The 18492-nt window shown below is 66.3% G+C and carries 20 protein-coding genes; 9 read left to right on the forward strand and 11 right to left on the reverse strand.

Annotated elements, in window-relative coordinates; translation table 11 throughout:
• Nucleotides 1–7 precede the first annotated feature (7 nt).
• Nucleotides 8–907 carry an EamA family transporter gene (locus tag Q0C42_RS13640; RefSeq protein WP_295076809.1) on the forward strand — a complete coding sequence of 300 codons (900 nt, stop codon included), beginning with the start codon at nt 8–10 and terminating at the stop codon, nt 905–907.
• Nucleotides 908–922: 15 nt separating this feature from the next.
• Here the strand turns inward: Q0C42_RS13640 and Q0C42_RS13645 are convergent, their stop codons facing one another.
• From Q0C42_RS13645 to argB, 7 genes are all read right to left on the reverse strand, one after another.
• Nucleotides 923–1684 (reverse strand): hypothetical protein, encoded by a 762-nt coding sequence (locus Q0C42_RS13645; protein WP_295076812.1) that lies wholly within the window; start codon nt 1682–1684, stop codon nt 923–925.
• A 331-nt stretch (nt 1685–2015) separates the two neighbouring features.
• Nucleotides 2016–3539 (reverse strand): cryptochrome/photolyase family protein, encoded by a 1524-nt coding sequence (locus Q0C42_RS13650; RefSeq protein WP_295076815.1) that lies wholly within the window; start codon nt 3537–3539, stop codon nt 2016–2018.
• Nucleotides 3533–4192 (reverse strand): SDR family NAD(P)-dependent oxidoreductase, encoded by a 660-nt coding sequence (locus Q0C42_RS13655; RefSeq protein ID WP_295076818.1) that lies wholly within the window; start codon nt 4190–4192, stop codon nt 3533–3535. The genes Q0C42_RS13650 and Q0C42_RS13655 overlap by 7 nt, the downstream gene beginning before the upstream one ends.
• A gap of 282 nt (nt 4193–4474) precedes the next feature.
• Complete coding sequence (locus Q0C42_RS13660) at nt 4475–4978, reverse strand: histidine phosphatase family protein (RefSeq protein ID WP_295076821.1); 504 nt, start codon at nt 4976–4978, stop codon at nt 4475–4477.
• A complete protein-coding gene (locus tag Q0C42_RS13665; protein ID WP_295076823.1) occupies nt 4975–5631 on the reverse strand; it encodes a ferredoxin in 657 nt (218 codons plus the stop codon). Before Q0C42_RS13665 ends, Q0C42_RS13660 begins: the two co-directional genes overlap by 4 nt.
• A complete protein-coding gene (locus tag Q0C42_RS13670) occupies nt 5601–6392 on the reverse strand; it encodes a sterol desaturase family protein (protein ID WP_295076824.1) in 792 nt (263 codons plus the stop codon). The genes Q0C42_RS13665 and Q0C42_RS13670 overlap by 31 nt, the downstream gene beginning before the upstream one ends.
• Nucleotides 6393–6546: 154 nt before the next feature.
• Entirely contained in the window at nt 6547–7446 is a 900-nt protein-coding gene (gene argB, locus Q0C42_RS13675; protein ID WP_295076826.1) for an acetylglutamate kinase, read from the reverse strand.
• 131 nt (nt 7447–7577) lie between these two features.
• Between argB and Q0C42_RS13680 the strand changes: the two genes are divergently transcribed.
• On the forward strand, nt 7578–8309 hold the full coding sequence (locus tag Q0C42_RS13680; RefSeq protein ID WP_295076829.1) for an SDR family NAD(P)-dependent oxidoreductase: 732 nt from the start codon (nt 7578–7580) through the stop codon (nt 8307–8309).
• On the opposite strand, the gene Q0C42_RS13685 is transcribed toward Q0C42_RS13680, so the two are convergent.
• Entirely contained in the window at nt 8306–9295 is a 990-nt protein-coding gene (locus tag Q0C42_RS13685) for an alpha/beta hydrolase (RefSeq protein ID WP_295076832.1), read from the reverse strand. The two genes, Q0C42_RS13680 and Q0C42_RS13685, sit on opposite strands and share 4 nt — an antisense overlap.
• Before the next feature lie 90 nt (nt 9296–9385).
• Here Q0C42_RS13685 and ttcA point away from each other — a divergent pair, with 90 nt between their 5' ends.
• From ttcA to yihA, 5 genes are all read left to right on the forward strand, one after another.
• The gene (gene ttcA, locus Q0C42_RS13690) at nt 9386–10252 is read left to right on the forward strand and encodes a tRNA 2-thiocytidine(32) synthetase TtcA (protein ID WP_295076835.1); all 867 of its coding nucleotides are present in this window, start codon (nt 9386–9388) and stop codon (nt 10250–10252) included.
• Between the two features lie 81 nt (nt 10253–10333).
• Complete coding sequence (locus tag Q0C42_RS13695) at nt 10334–11818, forward strand: bifunctional diguanylate cyclase/phosphodiesterase (protein ID WP_295076838.1); 1485 nt, start codon at nt 10334–10336, stop codon at nt 11816–11818.
• A gap of 178 nt (nt 11819–11996) precedes the next feature.
• Nucleotides 11997–13838: a membrane protein insertase YidC gene (yidC, locus tag Q0C42_RS13700; protein ID WP_295076841.1), complete on the forward strand. Its 1842-nt coding sequence runs from the start codon at nt 11997–11999 to the stop codon at nt 13836–13838.
• The gene (locus Q0C42_RS13705; protein WP_295076844.1) at nt 13835–14596 is read left to right on the forward strand and encodes an MOSC domain-containing protein; all 762 of its coding nucleotides are present in this window, start codon (nt 13835–13837) and stop codon (nt 14594–14596) included. Before yidC ends, Q0C42_RS13705 begins: the two co-directional genes overlap by 4 nt.
• On the forward strand, nt 14596–15246 hold the full coding sequence (yihA, locus tag Q0C42_RS13710; protein ID WP_295076847.1) for a ribosome biogenesis GTP-binding protein YihA/YsxC: 651 nt from the start codon (nt 14596–14598) through the stop codon (nt 15244–15246). The genes Q0C42_RS13705 and yihA overlap by 1 nt, the downstream gene beginning before the upstream one ends.
• A 1-nt stretch (nt 15247) precedes the next feature.
• Here the strand turns inward: yihA and yidD are convergent, their stop codons facing one another.
• The 3 genes from yidD to rpmH are packed head-to-tail and all read right to left on the reverse strand — an operon-like array spanning nt 15248 to nt 16067.
• Nucleotides 15248–15496, reverse strand: a complete 249-nt coding sequence (gene yidD / locus Q0C42_RS13715) for a membrane protein insertion efficiency factor YidD (RefSeq protein WP_295076850.1) — start codon at nt 15494–15496, stop codon at nt 15248–15250.
• The gene (gene rnpA, locus Q0C42_RS13720; RefSeq protein WP_295076853.1) at nt 15493–15900 is read right to left on the reverse strand and encodes a ribonuclease P protein component; all 408 of its coding nucleotides are present in this window, start codon (nt 15898–15900) and stop codon (nt 15493–15495) included. The genes yidD and rnpA overlap by 4 nt, the downstream gene beginning before the upstream one ends.
• Before the next feature lie 32 nt (nt 15901–15932).
• Nucleotides 15933–16067, reverse strand: coding sequence for a 50S ribosomal protein L34 (gene rpmH, locus Q0C42_RS13725; RefSeq protein ID WP_125324946.1), 135 nt, complete (start codon nt 16065–16067; stop codon nt 15933–15935).
• 249 nt (nt 16068–16316) lie between these two features.
• Here rpmH and Q0C42_RS13730 point away from each other — a divergent pair, with 249 nt between their 5' ends.
• Nucleotides 16317–17045, forward strand: a complete 729-nt coding sequence (locus Q0C42_RS13730) for a VTT domain-containing protein (RefSeq protein WP_295076859.1) — start codon at nt 16317–16319, stop codon at nt 17043–17045.
• Entirely contained in the window at nt 17046–18461 is a 1416-nt protein-coding gene (locus Q0C42_RS13735; protein ID WP_295076863.1) for an FAD-dependent oxidoreductase, read from the forward strand. It begins immediately after the preceding gene.
• Nucleotides 18462–18492: the final 31 nt, after the last annotated feature.

Below are 18492 nucleotides of genomic sequence, written 5' to 3' on the forward strand. Positions count from 1 at the left end.
TGCCCCGATGGACTTCCTCTGGATTCCGGTCACCCTTGCCGCAGCCCTGGCCCAGACCGGCCGTAACGCCGCCCAGCGCGGGCTGACGGAACGGCTCGGCACCCTTGGCGCCACCAATGTCCGCTTCCTTTACGGCCTGCCCTTCGCCTGCGCTTTCCTCGTCCTGGCGCTCTGGGCCAGCGGCGCGCCTCTGCCCACCCTCACATCCAGCGCCCTGACCTTCGCCGCCCTTGGCGCCTTGGCCCAGATCGCCGCCACCGCCCTGATGCTGCAGGCGATGCGGACGCAAGGCTTCGGCATCGTCACCGCCTGGCTGAAGATCGAGCCCGTCCTCGTCGCCCTCATCGGCTGGGCCGTGCTGGGAGAGCCCCTGACCCTCCCGATGCTCGCCGCCATCGCCGTCGCCGTCGCGGGGGTCCTCGTCATGACCCTGAAGCCCGGTCAGGGCCGCAGCCTCCTGACCGACCTCCGCCCCGCCACCCTGGGTCTTCTCGCCGGACTTTGCTTCGGGCTCTCCGCCATCGGCTTCCGCGGTGCCATCACCGCCCTCCCGGACGGCAGCTTCCTGATCCGCGCGCTGACCATCCTCGTCCTCTCCCTCGCGCTTCAGACCCTCGTTCTCGGCGCCTGGCTCGCCCTTAAGGACCGCGCCGCCCTGACCGGCAGCGCCCGCGCCTTCCTGCCCTCGCTCGCCGCTGGCTTCCTCGGGGCCCTCGCCTCCGCCTTCTGGTTCACCGGCTTTGCCCTGACCACCGCCGCCAACGTCCGTACCCTCGCGCTGGTCGAGGTCGTCCTCGCCCTTCTCGTTGCCCGCGTCGCCTTTGGCCAACGCGCCACCGGCCGGCAACTCACCGGCATCGCGATCCTGCTTGGTGGAGTCCTCCTGCTTCTGCGCGCCCAGGCCTAGCTTTCCAGCGCCAGCCTAGCCTTCCAGCGCCAGCCTCGCCTCCACCACCCGCACCAGGTGCGCAGCTACGGCCTCCACGTTCGCGACCGTGATCAGGTCCCACAGCGCCGGCAGCAGCCAGACCGTTTCATAGGCCGTCGGCGCCATCCGGACCCCGTCCAGTTCGGCCCACAGGCTGTAGTGCAGTTGCCGCGACATCGCGCCCACGCCCTTGCCGCCCAACCCGAGGTTCAGCACCATCCGCCCCCGCGGCAGCGCCGCCTCCAACTGCTCCAGATCCGCACCCACCTTGCGTGCGGTCCCGCCGAACCGCGCCTGCAACGACCCAAGCACCGCCTTGCGCAACCGGCCCGGAGCCACCGGCACCGCCGCCTCGAAGGTCGGCACATGTGGCAGCGGAGGTTCCGCCGCCACTCCCGCCAGTCCCTGCATCCGGATGAAGGCATCGATCCCCCCCGGCTCTGCGGCAAGCCGCGCCAGCGACTTCACGCCTTGGAACCGCAGATCCGGCCGCCCCGGTGCCGCCGTCTCTACTCCCGCCACCAGCGGCAACCGGGCCAGCAGGGCCATCCGACCGGCCGGTGCCAATGGGGCGGCCGCCTGCGCCTCGGCAAGCACCGAAAGCTGGTCGGCATAGACCCGCCGTTCCAGGTCGCTCATGGTGTCCAGGAGCGCCAGCCGCCGCAGCACGACAGTCGAAGGACACCCCCGCAGCAGCGGAAACCCCTGCGCTGCCTCTTCCCGCCGATGCACCCGCGCCACCGCTGCCTTGTCCATCCCGCACCCTTTAAAAACTTCGCTAAATTCAGCGCAGACCAGCGGCCAAAATCAAGCCTGTCGCGGCTTTTGCAGGATCGGCGCATCCGCGATCAGCGCGAACGTTTTGCCTGAAGACCTCTGGGAGCACCCCAAGGGGTGCGCCGATGGTGCGGCACAGCGAGGCAAACACCCCACCCGCCCCCCTCGTGGCAGGCTGTCGCGCCCCCTGGCATCCGGCAATCGTTAAGAAACCCTGAACGCCCGCAGGCAAGCCGTTGAAAAGACGAAAGGAAGCAAGGACGCCCACCGTGGTCACTGCCAGCAGGCCGCCCCCGCCGGTTCGACCGCCTCAGACGACCTCGCCCCGATCCAGCCGCCCCAGCACCGCCTCCGCCCCGGCCAGAACCGCCGTCCGGTGGCCCGCGTCCATCCCGTCCCAGACCCGGTACATCTGCCCCATCCGCGGGTTCCCCTGGAACCGTTCCCGGTGCCGGTCCAGAAAATGCCAGTAGAGAAGGTTGAAGGGGCAGGCCCGCTCCCCGACCTTTTCCTTCACCCGGTACCGGCATCCCGCGCAGTGATCCGACATCCGGTCGATATAGGCCCCGCTGGACACGTAGGGCTTCGATCCCAGAAGCCCCCCATCCGCAAACTGGCTCATCCCGATGGTGTTCGGCGCCTCGACCCATTCGAAGGCATCGACATAGACCGACAGATACCACTCATGCACCTCCGCCGGGTCCACCCCCGCCAGCAACGCGAAATTCCCCGTCACCATCAGACGCTGGATATGGTGGGCATAGGCCAGGTCCCGCGTCTGCCCGATGGCGGCCTTCATGCAGGCCATCCCCGTCTCCGCCCCCCAGTAGACCCGAGGCAACGCGCGCCTGTGGTCCAGCGCGTTCCCCTCCAGATACTCCGGCCCTTTCAGCGCCCAGATCCCCCGCACATACTCCCGCCAGCCGATGACCTGCCGGATGAACCCCTCCGCTGCCGCGATGGGAATCCTCCCGGCCTTCCAAGCCGCCTCCACGGCCTGGCACACCTCCAGCGGCCCCAGAAGCCCGATGTTCATGTAAGGCGAGATCAACGCATGGCTGAGGAAAGCTTCCCCCTCCAGCATCGCGTCCTGTTCCGCCCCGAACCGCGCCAGCCGCTCCTCGACGAACTCGCCCAAAGCCTGCAGCGCCCCGGCCCGGTCCGTCGCCCAGCGAAACGGCCTGAGCCGCCCGAAATGCGCGAACCGCGCCTCGACCAGCGCCAGCACCTCCTCCACCACCGCATCCGGCGCGAAGTCGCCGGGCCGCGGACGCAGGAGGTCCGCCTTGGCAGGCTTCCGGTTGTCGTGGTCAAAGTTCCACTGGCCGCCGGCCGGCTGGTCCCCCTCCATCAACAGCCCGGTCTTCCGGCGCATCTCGCGGTAGAACCACTCCATCCGCAGCTGCTTGCGGCCCTCGGCCCAGGTCGCGAACTCGGCCTGCGAACAGATGAACCGGTCGTCCTCCAGCACCCGCACCGGCACCGGCAGCGCCTCCAGGTCCTGCAGAACCCGCCATTCCCCCGGTTTTGTCGCCAGCACTTCGGACGCGCCAAACTCCACCGCCCGCCGCAGAAGCTCGCCGGAAATCGTCTGGGAATTCTCCGCGTCGTCCAACCGGGAATAGGCGACCCGCCAGCCCGCTTCGCGCAGCGCCACAGCGAACTTCCGCATCGCCGCGAGGATCAGCGCGATCTTCTGCGGATGGTGGGGCACGCTGGTGCCTTCACCCATCACCTCGGCCATCACCACGACATCCCGCGCCCTGTCCGCCGCCTTCAGCGCCGCCACGTCCGCTGTCAGCTGGTCGCCAAGGACAAGGACCAGCCTCACCACGGCACGACCTCGCCCTTCCAGTCATAAAACCCGCCCGTATCCTCCGGCCCCAACCCCTCCAGCACGCGCAGAAGGTTCCCCGCCGCCGCCTCCGCCGTGACCGCCGGATGCCCCGCCCGCAGGGCCGGAGCCAGCCCCGTCTCAACCGTCCCGGGGTGCAGCGCCACCAGAACAGACTGAGGATGCGTGCGGCGCGCCTCGACCGACGCGGTCCGCACCAGCTGGTTCAGCGCCGCCTTCGCCGCCCGGTAGCCGTACCAGCCGCCCAGCTGGTTATCGCCGATCGACCCCACCCGCGCCGACAGCACCGCCAGCCGACTGACCCGATCCCGGGGCAGCAGCCGCAGCGCGTGCTTCATCACCAAAGCCGGCCCGATCGCATTGACCGCGAACTGCATCGCCAAAGCTTGCGGATCCAGCGCCCGCAGCGTCTTTTCCGGCCCTGCTCCATCGATGACCAGTGCCCCGGTTGCCACCACGATCAGATCGAAGCCCGGCTCCAACCCGCCCAGCGCCGCCGCGACCGAACCCTCGTCCGTCACGTCCAGCCCATCCGCAGACCGCGACAGTCCGACCACCTCGCCACGCTCCCGCAAGGCTGCGATCAAAGCCGCACCAATCCCGCCCGACGCCCCAACAACCAATGCCCGCATCACGCCTCCCGATCAGAAGCGAGAGATAGCGCCCCGCCGCCCGGCGACCACGCACAACGCTTTCATACTGGCTGAAATATCCCCGCCGGAGGCTCCGCCGCCGCCACCAGCCCGCGATCAACAAACGCCCGCGGATGCGCCGCCAAGCGGGAGCTCGATGCCCCCCGAGGCGGCTCCCCGTTCAAGGTACACAGCAGAGGGCATGGTAAAGCCCACGCTAACGCGGTCGATCAACCCGTTGATTTCACATTTAATCCGACAGCCGCCTCGCGTGGGCAGCGATCAGACCGCGATCTCGCGCGGGACGATGAAATCCACCGTCACCCCGGATCCGAAGGTGACGTCCGTCCAGTCCGTGACGTCGAAATCCGCCACCAGAGTGGCCCCCGTCGGATATCTCGCAAACTCCGCGTTGGCAGGCGGATGCGCGACCAACCGCGCCGCGAATTCCGCGATGCCGGGGTTGTGCCCGATCATCATCACCACGTCCGCCTTGCCATGCCGCAAGACCGCCATCATCACATCCGGACCGGCATGATAGAGCGCCGGCTTCAATTCCAGCACCGGAGCCCCCGGCAGCGCGGGCGCGATGCCCGAGAAGGTCTTCCGGGTGCGTACCGCATCAGAACACAGGACCTCTCCCGGCACATAGTCCCGGCTCGCCAGCCACTGCCCCAGGTCCGCCGCCGCGGCCTTGCCGCGCTCGTTCAGCGGGCGGTCATGGTCGGGGGTCAGCGGGTCGTCCCAGGAAGATTTCGCATGCCGCGTCAGGATCAAGCGCTTCATCTGTGGAACTGCCTCATGTGATAACCCGACTGTTCGGGCAGTCTTGCATAGCTTTGCGACAGCGGGCAAGCGCGGCGCACAAGGCAGCCGGCGGACAGGCACTCCGCCCCTTCCGGTCGGTCCAGGAAAGCGTGGCAGGCCGGCAGGTCATAGCCCGCCCCGGTCAGCGCGCCCACCGGGCAGGCGGTCAGGCAGGGGGCGGCACAAGTCTCGCAGGGCCGGGCCACCGGGGGCGGCACCGCGACGACATCCTTCAAGGCCAAAGCCCCGCGAAAGCTGACCATCAGCCCCTGCCCGGCATGAACCAGCAGCCGCACCGGGCTGTCCCAGACCCTGCCCGTCCGCAAGGCCCACTGGTAGAACGGATGATAGGGTGGCCCCCCGAACGGAAACAGCGCCTTCGCCCCAAGATCGCAGGCGATCCGCCCGATCACCCGGCGCGACCAGCGGTCCACCGGGTCCGGTTCGCCCCACTCCGGCTGCGCCTGCAGATGTGGCCAGAAGCCCGGCTCCCTCGGCCCCAGCATCAGCAGGGTTCTGGTGCCCGCCGGAAAGCCCGCCTCGCCCTCGGCCACGGCGAAACCGCCCAGCACCTCCAGCCGCTCTTCGGCCAGCCGCGCCTCTAGCGCCGGAAGGGCAAGCCCAGCGCCCACCCCAGTTTCGCCGGTCTCTCGTCCTGCCATTCCAGCCCCACGGTCATCGCGTCATGTCCCGCCTTCGGTTGTGGCACATGAGTGCGGAAAATCCGGTCCCAAACCGACAGGCAGAAGCCGTAATTGCTGTCATGCTCCTCGCGGTTCACCGAGTGGTGGACCCGGTGCATGTCGGGCGTCACCAGCACCAGCCGCAAGGCCCGGTCCACCGGCCCCGGCAAGGCAAGGTTCGAGTGGTTGAACAGCGCCGTGCCGCTGAGCAGGATCTCGAACACCAGCACCGCCAGCGCCGAGGGGCCAAGCAGATAGACAAGCCCGATCTTCAGCCCCATCGAGGCCAGGATCTCGACCGGATGAAAGCGGAAGCCCGTGGTCACGTCCATGTCGCGGTCGGCATGGTGGACCCGGTGAAACCGCCAGAAGAGGGGCACCTTGTGCGTCACCAGATGCTGCGCCCAGATCGCGAGGTCCAGGATCAGGACGGCCAGCACCAGTTCCAGCCAGCCCGGCCAGTCCAGCCGGTTCAGCAGCCCCCAGCCCTGCGCCTGGGCGTCAAACGCCGCTCCGATGGCAAGCAGTGGCAGAAGAATGGCCAGGCCCCGCAGCGCCAGGGTGTTCAAGACCGTGATGGCCAGATTGGTCGCCCAACGCCGCCTGCGCGTCAGCGCGCGGGGTCGGCGCGGGACCAGCGCCTCCAGCCCCGCAAAGAGGGCAAAGAGCGTCAGGAACACCCCGCCACGCCAAAGAAGTTCCTGCTCCATACGGAAGGCATATACGCGATTCGCGGCCGATGGTTAAGAACCGCAAGCCCGGGCGCGCGTATGCATGGAATGAATACGCAATGAATACGCAAAGGATACGCTGAAAACCCCGCCGTTTCAGCCGGTTAACTGTCCGCCCGCGGGTTCGCGCCGGTCAGCGCCGTGCGTGGGGTTTTATCCTGGGTTCGGTCGACCGGATCTGGCTTCCGGCCCCGTGGTCAGTGAACAACTCCAGAAGGCAGGCGTTCGGCACCTTGCCATCCAGGATCGTCACCGCCCGCGTCCCCTGGTCGATCGCCATCAGTGCCGTTTCCGTCTTCGGGATCATCCCGCCCGAGATCACACCGTCCGCCGTCATCTGGCGGATCTCCTCCGGCGTGATCTGGGTCATCACCTCTCCGGCCGCGTTCTTGACGCCGGGCACGTCTGTCAGAAGCAGCAGACGGTCCGCCTGCAAGGCGCCTGCGATGGCCCCCGCCGCCGTGTCACCGTTCACGTTGAAGGTCTCGTTGTCCTTCATCCCCGTCGCCACGGGGGCCACCACCGGGATGATCCCGGCGTTGTAAAGGTCGCGCAGGACCTGCACGTTCATTTCCACGGGACGGCCGACGTAGCCCAGTTCGGGGTCATCCGCCTCGCAGACCATCAGGTCATCGTCCTTGCCGGAAATGCCCACGGCCCGACCGCCCGCATCCATGATCGCCTGCACGATCCGCTTGTTCACCAGGCCCGACAGGATCATTTCCACAACCTGCACCGTGGCCTTGTCCGTCACCCGCTTGCCGCGCACGAATTCGGATTTGATTCCAAGCTTTTGCAGCATCTCGTTGATCATCGGCCCGCCGCCGTGGACCACGACGGGATGCACGCCGACCTGCTTCATCAGCACGATGTCGCGGGCAAATTCGGCCATCGCCGCGTCGTCGCCCATCGCGTTGCCGCCGAACTTGACCACCACCACCGCGCCCTCGAAGCGCTGAAGATACGGGAGCGCCTCGGACAGCATCTTGGCGGTCGTCTTGGCATCTTCCGGGGTCAGGGTCTGCTGCTTCATCGGGGCCTCCGTCTCTTCGCGCCGCATATGCTTTTTCCGACCCCCCGCCAAGTCTTATCGGCCAAGTCTTATCGGCCAAGCCTTGCCTTCCCCGTGGGGAAGGGTAGCCTTCCCCCATAAAGGAGACTTCTATGTCCGAACAGAAGACCCTTGTCCTGACCGGCGCAAGCCGCGGGATTGGCCATGCCACCGTCAAGCGGTTTTCGGCCGAGGGGTGGCGGGTCCTGACCTGCTCGCGCCAGCCCTTCGACCCGCGCTGCCCCTGGCCGGGAGGCGAAGAAAATCACATCGAGATCGACCTGGCAGACCCGAACAAGACCATCGCGGCGATCGAGACGATCAAGGCCAAGGTCGGCGGCCGCATCCATGCCCTGGTGAACAACGCCGGGATCAGCCCCAAGGGTCCGGAAGGCGCGCGGCTGAACACCATGACCACCGACCTGCGCACCTGGGGCCATGTCTTCCACGTCAACTTCTTCGCCCCGGTCATCCTCGCCCGCGGGCTGAAGGACGAGTTGACCGCGACGAAGGGGTCTATTGTCAACGTGACCTCCATCGCCGGGGTCCGTGTGCACCCCTTCGCGGGCGCCGCCTATGCCACGTCAAAGGCGGCGCTTGCGGCCTTGACCCGGGAAATGGCCCATGATTTCGGACCCTTGGGCGTCCGCGTCAACGCCATAGCGCCGGGAGAAGTGGAGACCGCGATCCTGTCCCCCGGTACCGACAAGATCGTCGAGCAACTGCCCATGCGGCGTTTGGGTCAGCCCAAGGAAGTGGCCGACGCGATCTGGTTCCTGTGCTCGGACCAGTCCAGCTACATCTCGGGCGCCGAGATCGAGGTCAACGGCGCCCAGCACGTCTAGACCTTCATCGATTTGGGCTTCAGGTGCAGTTTCCCGCTGCCATCGGCGAAGCGGGTCGGCAGCGCCGCGCGATCGATCTCGCCCTGGATGGTAAGGTAGACATCCTGCAGCACCCGGTTGGACGAGAAGTAGAACGCATGATCCGCGTTCGGGATACCGGCAAAATCCTCGCGGTCCTCGTCGTAATGGGTCCCGACATCGACATTCACCGCCTTGGTCGGCGAGTTGGCAGGAAGTCCGACACGACCCACCCGCGGCGAGACCCCCAGTCGCTTGGCGTTCGAGATCGACAAGGCGGCGTCATAGGGGTTCGAGTAGTTCGTCAGCCGGATGCAATGGCGATAAAGCGAGGCGCTGACTTCGGAGGCACCCATCGAATTGGCCGAGACATCGCCTCCCGCCAGCATGACCTGGCTTAGGGTCCAGCCCTGCTGCACCAGGGCGGGGCGGTCGTCGGCATCGTCGAAAGCCTCGCGCAGGACAAAGGCCCCCATGGAATGGGCCAGGACATGGGTGCTGATCATGCAGTCCGTCGACTGGATCCGCCCGAAGGCGGTCACGGCATCGGTCACCAGTCGCAGGGCCGTCAGGCGCGCGTCGACCCTGTCCTCAAGGTAGTTGAGGGCCGTATCTCCGCAGGGCCAGTCGAAGCTGACCACGGCCCCCTTGTAGCCAAAACTCTCCAGCCCCTTGCGGATCAACCGATGGCGGGCGAGGACGGTCTGCAGCGCGTTGTTGTAGCCATGGATGTAGATCAGGACGTCGCCGACGGGCTTGCCGGTTGCACTGGTGCTGGTCTTGGCGATGTCGATCACCGTCTTGAACCAGTCGGGGCGCGAGATTGCCATGGCCGGAGTATGGCTGGCGGCGGTCGGGGGGACTTTCAGGAACTTGGTTTGGCCGGGGTTCGAGCCGAATTTGCCCTGCGTCGTATTGCGGGCGCAAAAGATGTAATCCATCGCGATCTCCATAAAATGGTCGTTCAAATGCGGCCATTATAGCATCGGTCAGCCCATTTCCAAAGTCTTTGCCTTGGAGCACCCCTCTGGCATAAGGGCACATCCTGCGAGGCCCCCATGCTTGACGACACCGACGAGATTCACCCGCTTTTCCACGGCGCGCCCAAGGGGCTGGAGTTCCGCAAGCTGCGCAAGCGCCTGCTGCAACAGGTGCGCGAGGCGATCGACACCTATGGCATGGCGAAGCCCGGCGACCGGTGGCTGATCTGCCTGTCGGGCGGCAAGGACAGCTACACCCTGCTGGCGATCCTGCACGAGCTGAAGTGGCGTGGCCTGCTGCCGGTGGACCTTCTGGCCTGCAATCTGGACCAGGGTCAGCCCAACTTTCCGGCGACCATCCTGCCGGAATTCCTGACGAAGATGGGTGTGCCGCACCGGATCGAATATAAGGACACCTATTCGGTGGTGATCGACAAGATCAAGCCGGGCGGGACGATGTGCAGCCTTTGCTCACGGCTCCGGCGCGGCAATCTCTACCGCATCGCGCGCGAAGAAGGTTGCTCGACCGTTGTCCTGGGGCATCACCGCGATGATATCCTTGAGACCTTCTTCATGAACCTCTTCCACGGTGGCCGACTGGCCTCGATGCCGCCGCGCCTGTTGAACGAGGACGGCGATCTGTTCGTGGCCCGCCCCCTGGCCTTCGTGGCCGAGGCCGATTGCGAGAAGTTCGCGCAAGGCATGGGTTACCCGATCATCCCGTGCGATCTGTGCGGCAGTCACGAAGGCCTTCAGCGCGCGCAGGTGAAGAAGCTTCTGGACGACTGGGAAACCCGTACCCCCGGCCGACGCCAGGTGATGTTCCGGTCACTGATGAACGTGCAGCCCTCGCATCTGGCGGACCCCGCGCTGTTCCATTTCGCCGGCCTTGCGGCCGCCTTGGCAGATGTCGAAAATTCTACGCAACTTTCGGGCGAGCATTAAGGAACCGATCATGAACATCCGGCTAGCCTGACCCCAAGCCGCGGGCCCTGCGCCCGCTGACAGAAGGGACCGGCTGCCATGATGTTTGCGTTTCCGCGCGGGTCCGACCTGCCTTGGCAGATCATCGCCATGCTACCCGTCCTTGGTCTCGCGGCCTATTGGGCGGGGGGCGAAGCCGGATTGATCATGCTTGCGGCCTTGCTGCCGTTCTGGGTGATGGCCTATCGGGCGCACCTGCTGCGCGCCCCGCCGGTTGCGGTTTCGGACCAGGTGATCGACCGTCTGGACCGGGCGCTGGCCGAAATCCGGACGAAAGGCGGCGCGACCGGGTGCCTGGTGATCCAGTTCGACGATCCCGCACATCTGGCCGACCGTCTGGGCCGGACCCGGCAGTGCGAAATTCTTGCCGCCTCCATTGGCCGGCTTCGCGGGGCGTTGCGTCCGGGCGACATGCTTTTCCCGATGGAAGATGGCAGTCTGGCGGTGGCGCTCTCGGCCACGCCTCGGCTGGATGCCGAAATCATGGTGCGTATCGCGGCCCGGCTGCACCTGGTGGTGCAACAGCCGATGAACCTTGCCGACGGACCGGCGCAAGTGACCTGCTCGGTCGGCTTTTGCCATTCGGCCCAACTCCGGCAGCCGTCCGGTCGCTCGCTTCTGGACGCGGCCCAGGTTGCAGCGGACGAGGCTGCCCGTAACCGTCCTGGCGCGATCCGCGGCTATTCGGACGATCTTGCCCGGGCGCGGGCCGACCGCGATGCCTTGCGGTCGGGCTTTTCCCAGGCGGTCGACCGGGGCGAGATCCAGGCCTGGTTCCAGCCGCAGCTTTCCACCGACAGCGGCGAGGTTTCGGGGATCGAAGCCCTAGTCCGCTGGCAGCACCCCGAGCGCGGCCTGCTTGCGCCCGGCAGTTTCCTGCCCGCCATCGAGGGGTCCGAGTTGATGGAGCTTCTGGGCCAGACCATGCTGGCCCAATCGCTGGCTGCGCTTGTCGAACTCGACCGTCGCGGTTTGCATCTGCCGACCGTGGCGGTCAACTTCTCGGGTCCGGAACTGCGCGATCCGCAGTTGCCCGACCGCCTGCGCTGGACGCTTGACCGATATGGACTGGCGCCGTCGCGGCTGACGGTCGAGGTGCTGGAATCGGTGGTGGCTGGGGATGGAGATGACGTCATAGCCTCGAACATCGGCCGGATCTCGGCACTGGGCTGCGCCGTCGACCTGGACGACTTTGGCACCGGCAATTCCTCGATCACCGCAATCCGCCGCTTTGCACTGAACCGGCTGAAGATCGACAGAAGTTTCGTGCAGGATGTGGACCAGAACCGCGACCAGCAGAAGCTGGTCATGGCCATCCTCTCACTGGCAGAGCGTCTGGGGCTAGATACGCTTGCAGAAGGGGTCGAGACACCCGCCGAGCATGCCCTTCTGGCGCAACTGGGATGCGGCCATGTGCAGGGGTACGTCGTTGCAAAGCCGATGCCGGTTGGCGATCTGGTCCGCTGGTTGACCACCCACCGCGACCAGCATCGCGAAGCGATCCGCATCGGCGTGAAGGCACGCTAGACGGGGAAGCCCGCCCGGCCGCCCCGGCAATACGGGTGCCGCCGCCCTTCGGTTCCGCCGCGCGACCGGCTCGTTGCGAATTGATCGGCACTCCTGCCGGGGAAGGGCGAAACTGCTTGACCTTTCCCCGCCCCTGTCGTTGAAGCACCGCTGATCGATCAGCATGGTGGTTGGCGGCATGGAAGAGCAGAACAACAAGAATCTCATCCTCGCGATGGTTCTAAGCGCGGCGGTGATGCTCGTCTGGTTCATCTTCTTCCCGCCGCCGGAGCCGCCGGCGCAGACCGCCGTGACCGGGCAGACCGGCACCGAGGCTGTCGTGACAGCACCGGCAGAAACATCGCCGACCCAGCCCCAGACCGAGGCTGACCCGGTCCCCGAAGCGCCGCGGCTGGCGATCGACACGCCAAAGCTTTCCGGTTCGCTGTCCCTGCGGGGCGGCCGGATCGACGACCTTTCGCTGAAGACCTACCGCGAGTCGCTGGACGCGGGCGCGCCGATCGTGCGCCTCTTGTCTCCGGTGGGCGAAGAGCTTTCATATTACTCGGTTTTCGGCTGGCTTCCCGGCACCGGTCTCGACGTCACGGATGTTCCCGACGCCAACACCGCCTGGACAACCACTGCCGGCGCGACGCTTACGCCCGACCAGCCGGTGACGCTGCGCTGGGAAAACAGCAAGGGCCTGACCTTCCTACGCGAAATCTCGGTTGACGAAGACTTCATGTTCACCGTGACCGACACCGTCCAGAACAGCTCGTCCGCCGCGGTGGCGTTGCAACCCTATGGCATCGTCGCCCGGCATGGCCTGCCGAAACTGCAGAACATCTTCGTCGTTCATGAAGGTGCGATCCAGCGGACTGACGGCAAGCTCCTTGAGACCGACTACGTTGACATCACCGAGCTTGAAGTCGACGCCCGCGAAGGCCTGCCCGCCGAAGTCACCGAAGCCACCACCGACGGCTGGATCGGCTTTACCGACCATTACTGGATGACGACGCTGGTCCCCGAGCAGGGCAAACCGTTCAAGTCCGTGCTGAAATATGTCCCCAGCGCCGGCATCTACCAGGCGGAGGTGCGCCAACCCGTCGTCTCGGTCGCGGCGGGGGCGAGTGCCACCTCGACGATCCAGTTCTTCGCCGGGGCGAAGGAATGGGCGACGATCCGCGCCTACGAGAACGAGGGCGGCATTGCGGGATTCCTCGATTCGATCGACTGGGGCTGGTTCTACTTCCTGACCAAGCCGATCTTTGCCGTCCTGCACTGGCTGAACGTGCACATCGGCAACATGGGCATTGCCATCATCGCGCTGACCTTCTTCCTCAAGTTCCTGGTGCTGCCGCTGGCCTACAAGTCCTACGTCTCGATGGCGCGGATGAAAGAGCTTCAGCCCGAGATGGAAGCCCTGAAGGAACGCACAGGGGATGACCGACAGAAGCTGCAGCGCGAAATGATGCAGCTTTACAAGGACAAGAAGGTCAACCCGGCCGCGGGCTGCCTGCCGATCCTGATCCAGATCCCGATCTTCTTTGCGCTTTACAAGGTGATCTTCGTCACCATCGAACTGCGCCACGCGCCATTCTTCGGATGGCTCCGGGACCTGTCGGCACCCGATCCGTCGTCGCTTTACAACTTCTTCGGCCTGCTGCCCTGGGCTGCGCCGCCGACGGGGTCGGTGCTTCACCTGATCTTCATCGGCATTCTGCCGATCCTTCTGGGCATCACCATGTGGCTGCAGCAGAAGCTGAACCCGGCACCGACCGACCCGGTGCAGGCGTCGATCTTCGCGTGGATGCCTTGGGTGTTCATGTTCATGCTGGGCGGCTTCGCCAGCGGCCTGGTGGTCTACTGGATCACGAACAACACGATCACCTTCATGCAGCAGTACCTGATCATGTGGAGCCACGGAAAGCGGCCCGACATCTTCGACAACATCCGCTCGGCCAAGGCGGCGCGGGTCGAGGCGAAAGCCAAGCCTCCTGCCCCACCGACCCCGACTCCCGCCAAGAAGGGCAAGAAGTGACCGATCCGGCCGGGGGGCGCGTCGCGCAACTGGTGCGCCACCCTATCAAGTCCGCCGGCTTCGAGCAGGTGGCAGAGGCAAGGCTGACCGAAGGCGCGGCGTTCCCCTTCGACCGGGTTTGGGCGGTTGCTCATGCTGCAGCCCGGTTATCCGAACCACCCGGTTGGGCACCCAAACTGCAGTTCCTGCGCGGCTGGGGTTCGGCAGAGCTGATGGCAATCTCCTGCACGTCCGACGAGCGGGCAGGAAATGTGACGCTAAGCCATCCGCGCCGCCCGACAGAAAGCTTCACGCCCGATGATCCGACGGATGCCGCGCGGCTGATCGCCTGGCTGCGCCCCCTCTGGCCGGAAACGCGGCCAGAGCCAGCGCGCGTTATCCGGGTCCCGGGTCACGCGCTGACGGATCAGGACCAGCCCCTGGTGTCGATAAACTCGGTTTCTTCATTGGCGCAACTGGGCGCGCAGATCGGCCGTGACCTGTCGCCACACCGGTTCCGGGGCAATATCTGGATCGAAGGTTGGCTTCCGATGGCCGAACTGGATCTGGTCGGGCAGGAGATCACCATAGGTGAAGCCCGGCTGCGGATCGAAGAGCCGATCGGCCGCTGCCGGGCTACCGGGGCCAACCCGCAGACCGGGCAGCAGGATGCCGATACGATGGGGGCGCTTGAGCGTCGCTACGGTCACACCGACTTTGGCGTCTTCGCCAGGGTGATCGAGGGTGGCAAAGTCGCCGTGGGAGACGAGGTGCACTGATGGCAATGACCTTCACTTTGACGCCGGAGCCCGAGGACGAAGCCCGTGAGGCTGGACGGCTGCTGTTCGCCGGCCCCGTCACCTTCGTGAAGGGCGTGGTGGCGATGTCCGGCCTGCCCCCTGCCGACCGGCTCGAGGTCTGTTTTGCCGGGCGCTCGAACGTGGGAAAATCCAGCCTGATCAATGCGCTGACGGGCCGCAAAACGCTGGCCCGGGCTTCGAACACGCCTGGTCGGACGCAGGAAATCAACTACTTCGCCTTGGGCGAGGAACGGTATCTGGTCGACCTTCCGGGCTATGGCTACGCTGAAGCGCCGGTCGCCATTGTCGCGAAGTGGCAGGCGCTGCTGAAGCAGTATCTGTCAGGCCGCGTCACCCTGCGCCGCGCTTTCGTGCTGATCGATGCGCGGCATGGGGTCAAGGCGGTGGACGAAGAGATCCTTCAGCTTCTGGATCGCTCGGCCGTGACCTTCCAGGCGGTGCTGACCAAGGTCGACAAGATCAACCGGGTCGAGCGCGAAGCGGTGATCGAACAGGTGAAGGGCGCGCTGGGAAAGCATCCGGCGGCCTATCCCGAGCTTGTCGTGACCAGTTCCGAAAAGGGCGAGGGTATCGAGACCCTGCGCGCGATCATCGCGACGATGCAGTGACCTAGCGGTCAGCGTCGTGCTCCGGGTCGGCACCCGGTACCGGGTCATAGCCCTGCCCGCCCCAGGGGTGGCAGCGGCAGATGCGGTGCACTGTCAGGTAGCTGCCTTTCAGACCGCCATGCCGTTCCAGCGCCTCAAGCGCATAGGCCGAACAGGTGGGCTGAAAGCGGCAGCCATGTCCCACCCAGGGCGACAAGAGCAGGCGGTAGGCGCGGACGGGCAGCGCGGCAAGGTGCGCAAGCGGCGTCATGCCCGGCCTCGATGCACGGAAAGCAGAGCCTGCTCTAGATCCGCACGCAGGTCGGTGTAGGGGCGTGAGACGGTGGCCTCAGGCCTGGCAACCAGAACGTAGTCCCAGCCAGGCCGGGCGCGGGGACCCAGCACCTCGCGCGCCAAGGCCCGCAGGCGGCGCTTGGCGCGGTTGCGCAGCACGGCGTTGCCGATCTTTTTCGACGCGGTGAAACCAATGCGGGACAGAGGGTCGCCGTCAGCCCGATCCCGGGCCTGCAGCAGGAAGCCGCCCGTGCCTTGACGCCGGGCCGAGGCTGCCTTGAGGTAATCGGCGCGCTTTTGCATCACGCAAAGCGAAACCGCCGGAAAGCCGTTGGGCGCTTCGGCTAAGATGCCTTGGCCCTGGGTCTCCGGCGGTGTCATATGCTTACCCTGACGCCCCTGGGGGCGCGTGATCAGGCGGACAGCTTGTGACGGCCCTTGGCGCGGCGTGCGGCGAGGACAAGACGGCCGTTCTTGGTGGCCATGCGCGCACGAAAGCCGTGACGGCGCTTGCGAACCAGGTTCGACGGTTGAAAGGTGCGCTTCATCGCGGCTCTCCATTAGACATGACCCGAACCCGGTGGATTCGAGGGCCCGTAACTTGAAGCCCGTCCTTTACGGGCGGTTTCGGCCCAAGTCAACGCAGGCCGCGCGGATTTCCTGCAACATTTCGCGTCCGCGGTCGGGGAAATGTTTCAGTCTGGACCGGATCGCACCGGCCGGGATCAAGGCGGCGTGAAACCCCTGTCCCCCGGTCGCGTCCTGAGCCATGTTCGGCCCCCATGCAAGGACCCGACATGCCACCCGCCACCGCACCACCCACTGCTTCCACCTGGCTGAAGCGCCTGCCGATCCTGGTGATTCTTTCGGCGGCCCTTCTGGGGGCTATCGCGCTGCGCGATGAGCTGAGTTTCGAGACGCTTGCCCGCCACCGCGAGGACCTGCTGGCCTTCCGCGATGCGCATTATCTCTGGGCCGTGCTGGGGTTTCTGGCAGCCTATGTGGTGATCGTGGCGCTAAGCCTGCCCGGCGGCACGGTGGCGACGCTGACGGGCGGGTTCCTGTTCGGCCTCTTTCCAGGCGTCCTCTACAACGTGGCGGGCGCGGGCACGGGGGCGGTTCTGGTCTTTCTGGCCGCGCGCACCGGGTTCGGCGCGGCTCTGGCGCAAAAGCTGGAGACTGCGGGCGGCAAGGCGGCACGGCTGCAGGCGGCCCTGCGCGAGAATGAATGGTCGGTCCTGTTCCTGATGCGGCTCGTCCCGCTGGTGCCTTTCTTCATCGCGAACCTGATCCCGGCTTTCGTCGGCACCAGCCTTTACCGCTTTGCCGTCGCGACCTTTGTCGGGATCATTCCGGGCGCGCTGGTCTTCACCTCGGTCGGGTCGGGTCTGGGCGAGGTCTTCGCGCGGGGCGAGGCACCGGACCTTGGCATCATCTTCACGCCGCCCGTCCTGTTTCCGCTTCTCGGCCTTGCCGCCTTGGCGGCGCTGCCGATGCTGATCCGGGCCATCAAGGGAGCACATTGAATGCAGCGGATCGAGACGGATATCTGCGTGATCGGGGCCGGGTCCGGCGGCCTGTCGGTTGCGGCCGGTGCGGTGCAGATGGGCGCGCGTGTCGTGCTGATCGAGGCCGACGAGATGGGTGGCGACTGCCTGAACACCGGCTGCGTGCCCTCGAAAGCGCTGATCGCCGCAGCCAAGGCGGCCGAGGCACAGCGTCGTGGGTTCCGCGGCATCGCTGCAGTCGCCCCCGAGGTGGATTTCGGCGCGGTGAAAGATCACGTGGCGGCGGTGATCGACGAGATCGCACCCGTCGACAGTCAGGAGCGTTTCGAGGGTCTGGGCGCGACGGTGATCCGAGCCTTTGCCCGTTTCACCGGCCCGCGGGAAATCCAGGCCGGGGACACGGTGGTCCGCGCCCGGCGTTTCGTCATCGCCACCGGCTCGCGGGCGCTGGTGCCGCCGATTCAGGGTGTCGAGACTGTCCCCTACCTGACCAACGAGACGATCTTTGCCCTGCGTGAACGTCCCGAGCATCTGATCGTCATCGGCGGCGGCCCGATCGGGATGGAGATGGCGCAAGCGCATCGGCGGCTGGGCTGCGAGGTGACGGTGATCGAGGGGGCAAAGGTGCTTGGTCGCGAGGACCCGGAGCTTGCTGCCGTGGTGATCGAAGCCTTGCAGGCCGAGGAGATCACTCTTGTCGAAGGCCAGCCCGTCGTGCGGCTGTCCGGGGACAAGGGCGCAGTCGAGGTCACCCTGGGCGACGGGCGGCACATCAAGGGCTCGCACCTTCTGCTGGCCGTTGGCCGCAAGGTGGCGGTGGACGGGATGAACCTGGAGGCTGCGGGAGTGGCTTACTCGCCGAAGGGCATCACGGTCGACGCCCGGTTGCGATCGACGAACCGTCGCGTCTATGCGGTGGGCGACGTGGCGGGCGGCTTGCAGTTCACCCAGGTTGCGGCCTGGCACGCCGGTATCGTGATCCGCCAGGCCGTCCTGGGCCTGCCCGCCAAGGCCGACCCGCGCGCCCTGTCCCGCGCCACCTACACCGACCCGGAGCTGGCCCAGGCGGGCCTGACCGAGGCCGAAGCGCGCAAGCTGCATGGCGATGCAGTCACCGTCGTGCGGGCCGAGTTCGCCCACAACGACCGCGCGCTCGCCGAAGGGAAAGGCCATGGGCTGGTGAAGGTCATGGTGGTCCGAGGACGCCCGGTTGGTGCCAGCATCGTCGGGCCGCAGGCGGGCGAACTGATCGGGGTTTGGGCGCTTGCAATCTCGTCCAAGTTGAAGATGTCTGCCATTGCCGCGATGGTCGCGCCCTATCCGACGCTGGGAGAGGTTTCCAAACGCGCGGCGGGTGCCTATTTTAGCCCCAAGCTGTTTGACAGCCCAACGTTGAAGCGCCTGGTCAGGTTCGTGCAACGCTGGGTCCCGTAAGCCGGACAAGGAAGGTTCGGGTGGCCGAAAG

The sequence above is a fragment of the Tabrizicola sp. genome (assembly GCF_022842145.1).
Taxonomy (GTDB): domain Bacteria; phylum Pseudomonadota; class Alphaproteobacteria; order Rhodobacterales; family Rhodobacteraceae; genus Tabrizicola.

What these genes read in the sequence shown, in the direction of transcription:
- Q0C42_RS13680 (WP_295076829.1), top strand. Translation starts at nt 7,578, where the DNA reads ATGTCCGAACAGAAGACCCTTGTCCTGACCGGCGCAAGCCGCGGGATT.
- yidD (WP_295076850.1), bottom strand. Translation starts at nt 15,496, where the DNA reads ATGACGCCGCTTGCGCACCTTGCCGCGCTGCCCGTCCGCGCCTACCGC.
- Q0C42_RS13660 (WP_295076821.1), bottom strand. Translation starts at nt 4,978, where the DNA reads ATGAAGCGCTTGATCCTGACGCGGCATGCGAAATCTTCCTGGGACGAC.
- yihA (WP_295076847.1), top strand. Translation starts at nt 14,596, where the DNA reads ATGGCAATGACCTTCACTTTGACGCCGGAGCCCGAGGACGAAGCCCGT.
- Q0C42_RS13645 (WP_295076812.1), bottom strand. Translation starts at nt 1,684, where the DNA reads ATGGACAAGGCAGCGGTGGCGCGGGTGCATCGGCGGGAAGAGGCAGCG.
- Q0C42_RS13640 (WP_295076809.1), top strand. Translation starts at nt 8, where the DNA reads ATGGACTTCCTCTGGATTCCGGTCACCCTTGCCGCAGCCCTGGCCCAG.
- yidC (WP_295076841.1), top strand. Translation starts at nt 11,997, where the DNA reads ATGGAAGAGCAGAACAACAAGAATCTCATCCTCGCGATGGTTCTAAGC.
- Q0C42_RS13655 (WP_295076818.1), bottom strand. Translation starts at nt 4,192, where the DNA reads ATGCGGGCATTGGTTGTTGGGGCGTCGGGCGGGATTGGTGCGGCTTTG.
- Q0C42_RS13695 (WP_295076838.1), top strand. Translation starts at nt 10,334, where the DNA reads ATGTTTGCGTTTCCGCGCGGGTCCGACCTGCCTTGGCAGATCATCGCC.
- Q0C42_RS13730 (WP_295076859.1), top strand. Translation starts at nt 16,317, where the DNA reads ATGCCACCCGCCACCGCACCACCCACTGCTTCCACCTGGCTGAAGCGC.
- argB (WP_295076826.1), bottom strand. Translation starts at nt 7,446, where the DNA reads ATGAAGCAGCAGACCCTGACCCCGGAAGATGCCAAGACGACCGCCAAG.
- rnpA (WP_295076853.1), bottom strand. Translation starts at nt 15,900, where the DNA reads ATGACACCGCCGGAGACCCAGGGCCAAGGCATCTTAGCCGAAGCGCCC.
- Q0C42_RS13670 (WP_295076824.1), bottom strand. Translation starts at nt 6,392, where the DNA reads ATGGAGCAGGAACTTCTTTGGCGTGGCGGGGTGTTCCTGACGCTCTTT.
- ttcA (WP_295076835.1), top strand. Translation starts at nt 9,386, where the DNA reads ATGCTTGACGACACCGACGAGATTCACCCGCTTTTCCACGGCGCGCCC.
- Q0C42_RS13735 (WP_295076863.1), top strand. Translation starts at nt 17,046, where the DNA reads ATGCAGCGGATCGAGACGGATATCTGCGTGATCGGGGCCGGGTCCGGC.
- rpmH (WP_125324946.1), bottom strand. Translation starts at nt 16,067, where the DNA reads ATGAAGCGCACCTTTCAACCGTCGAACCTGGTTCGCAAGCGCCGTCAC.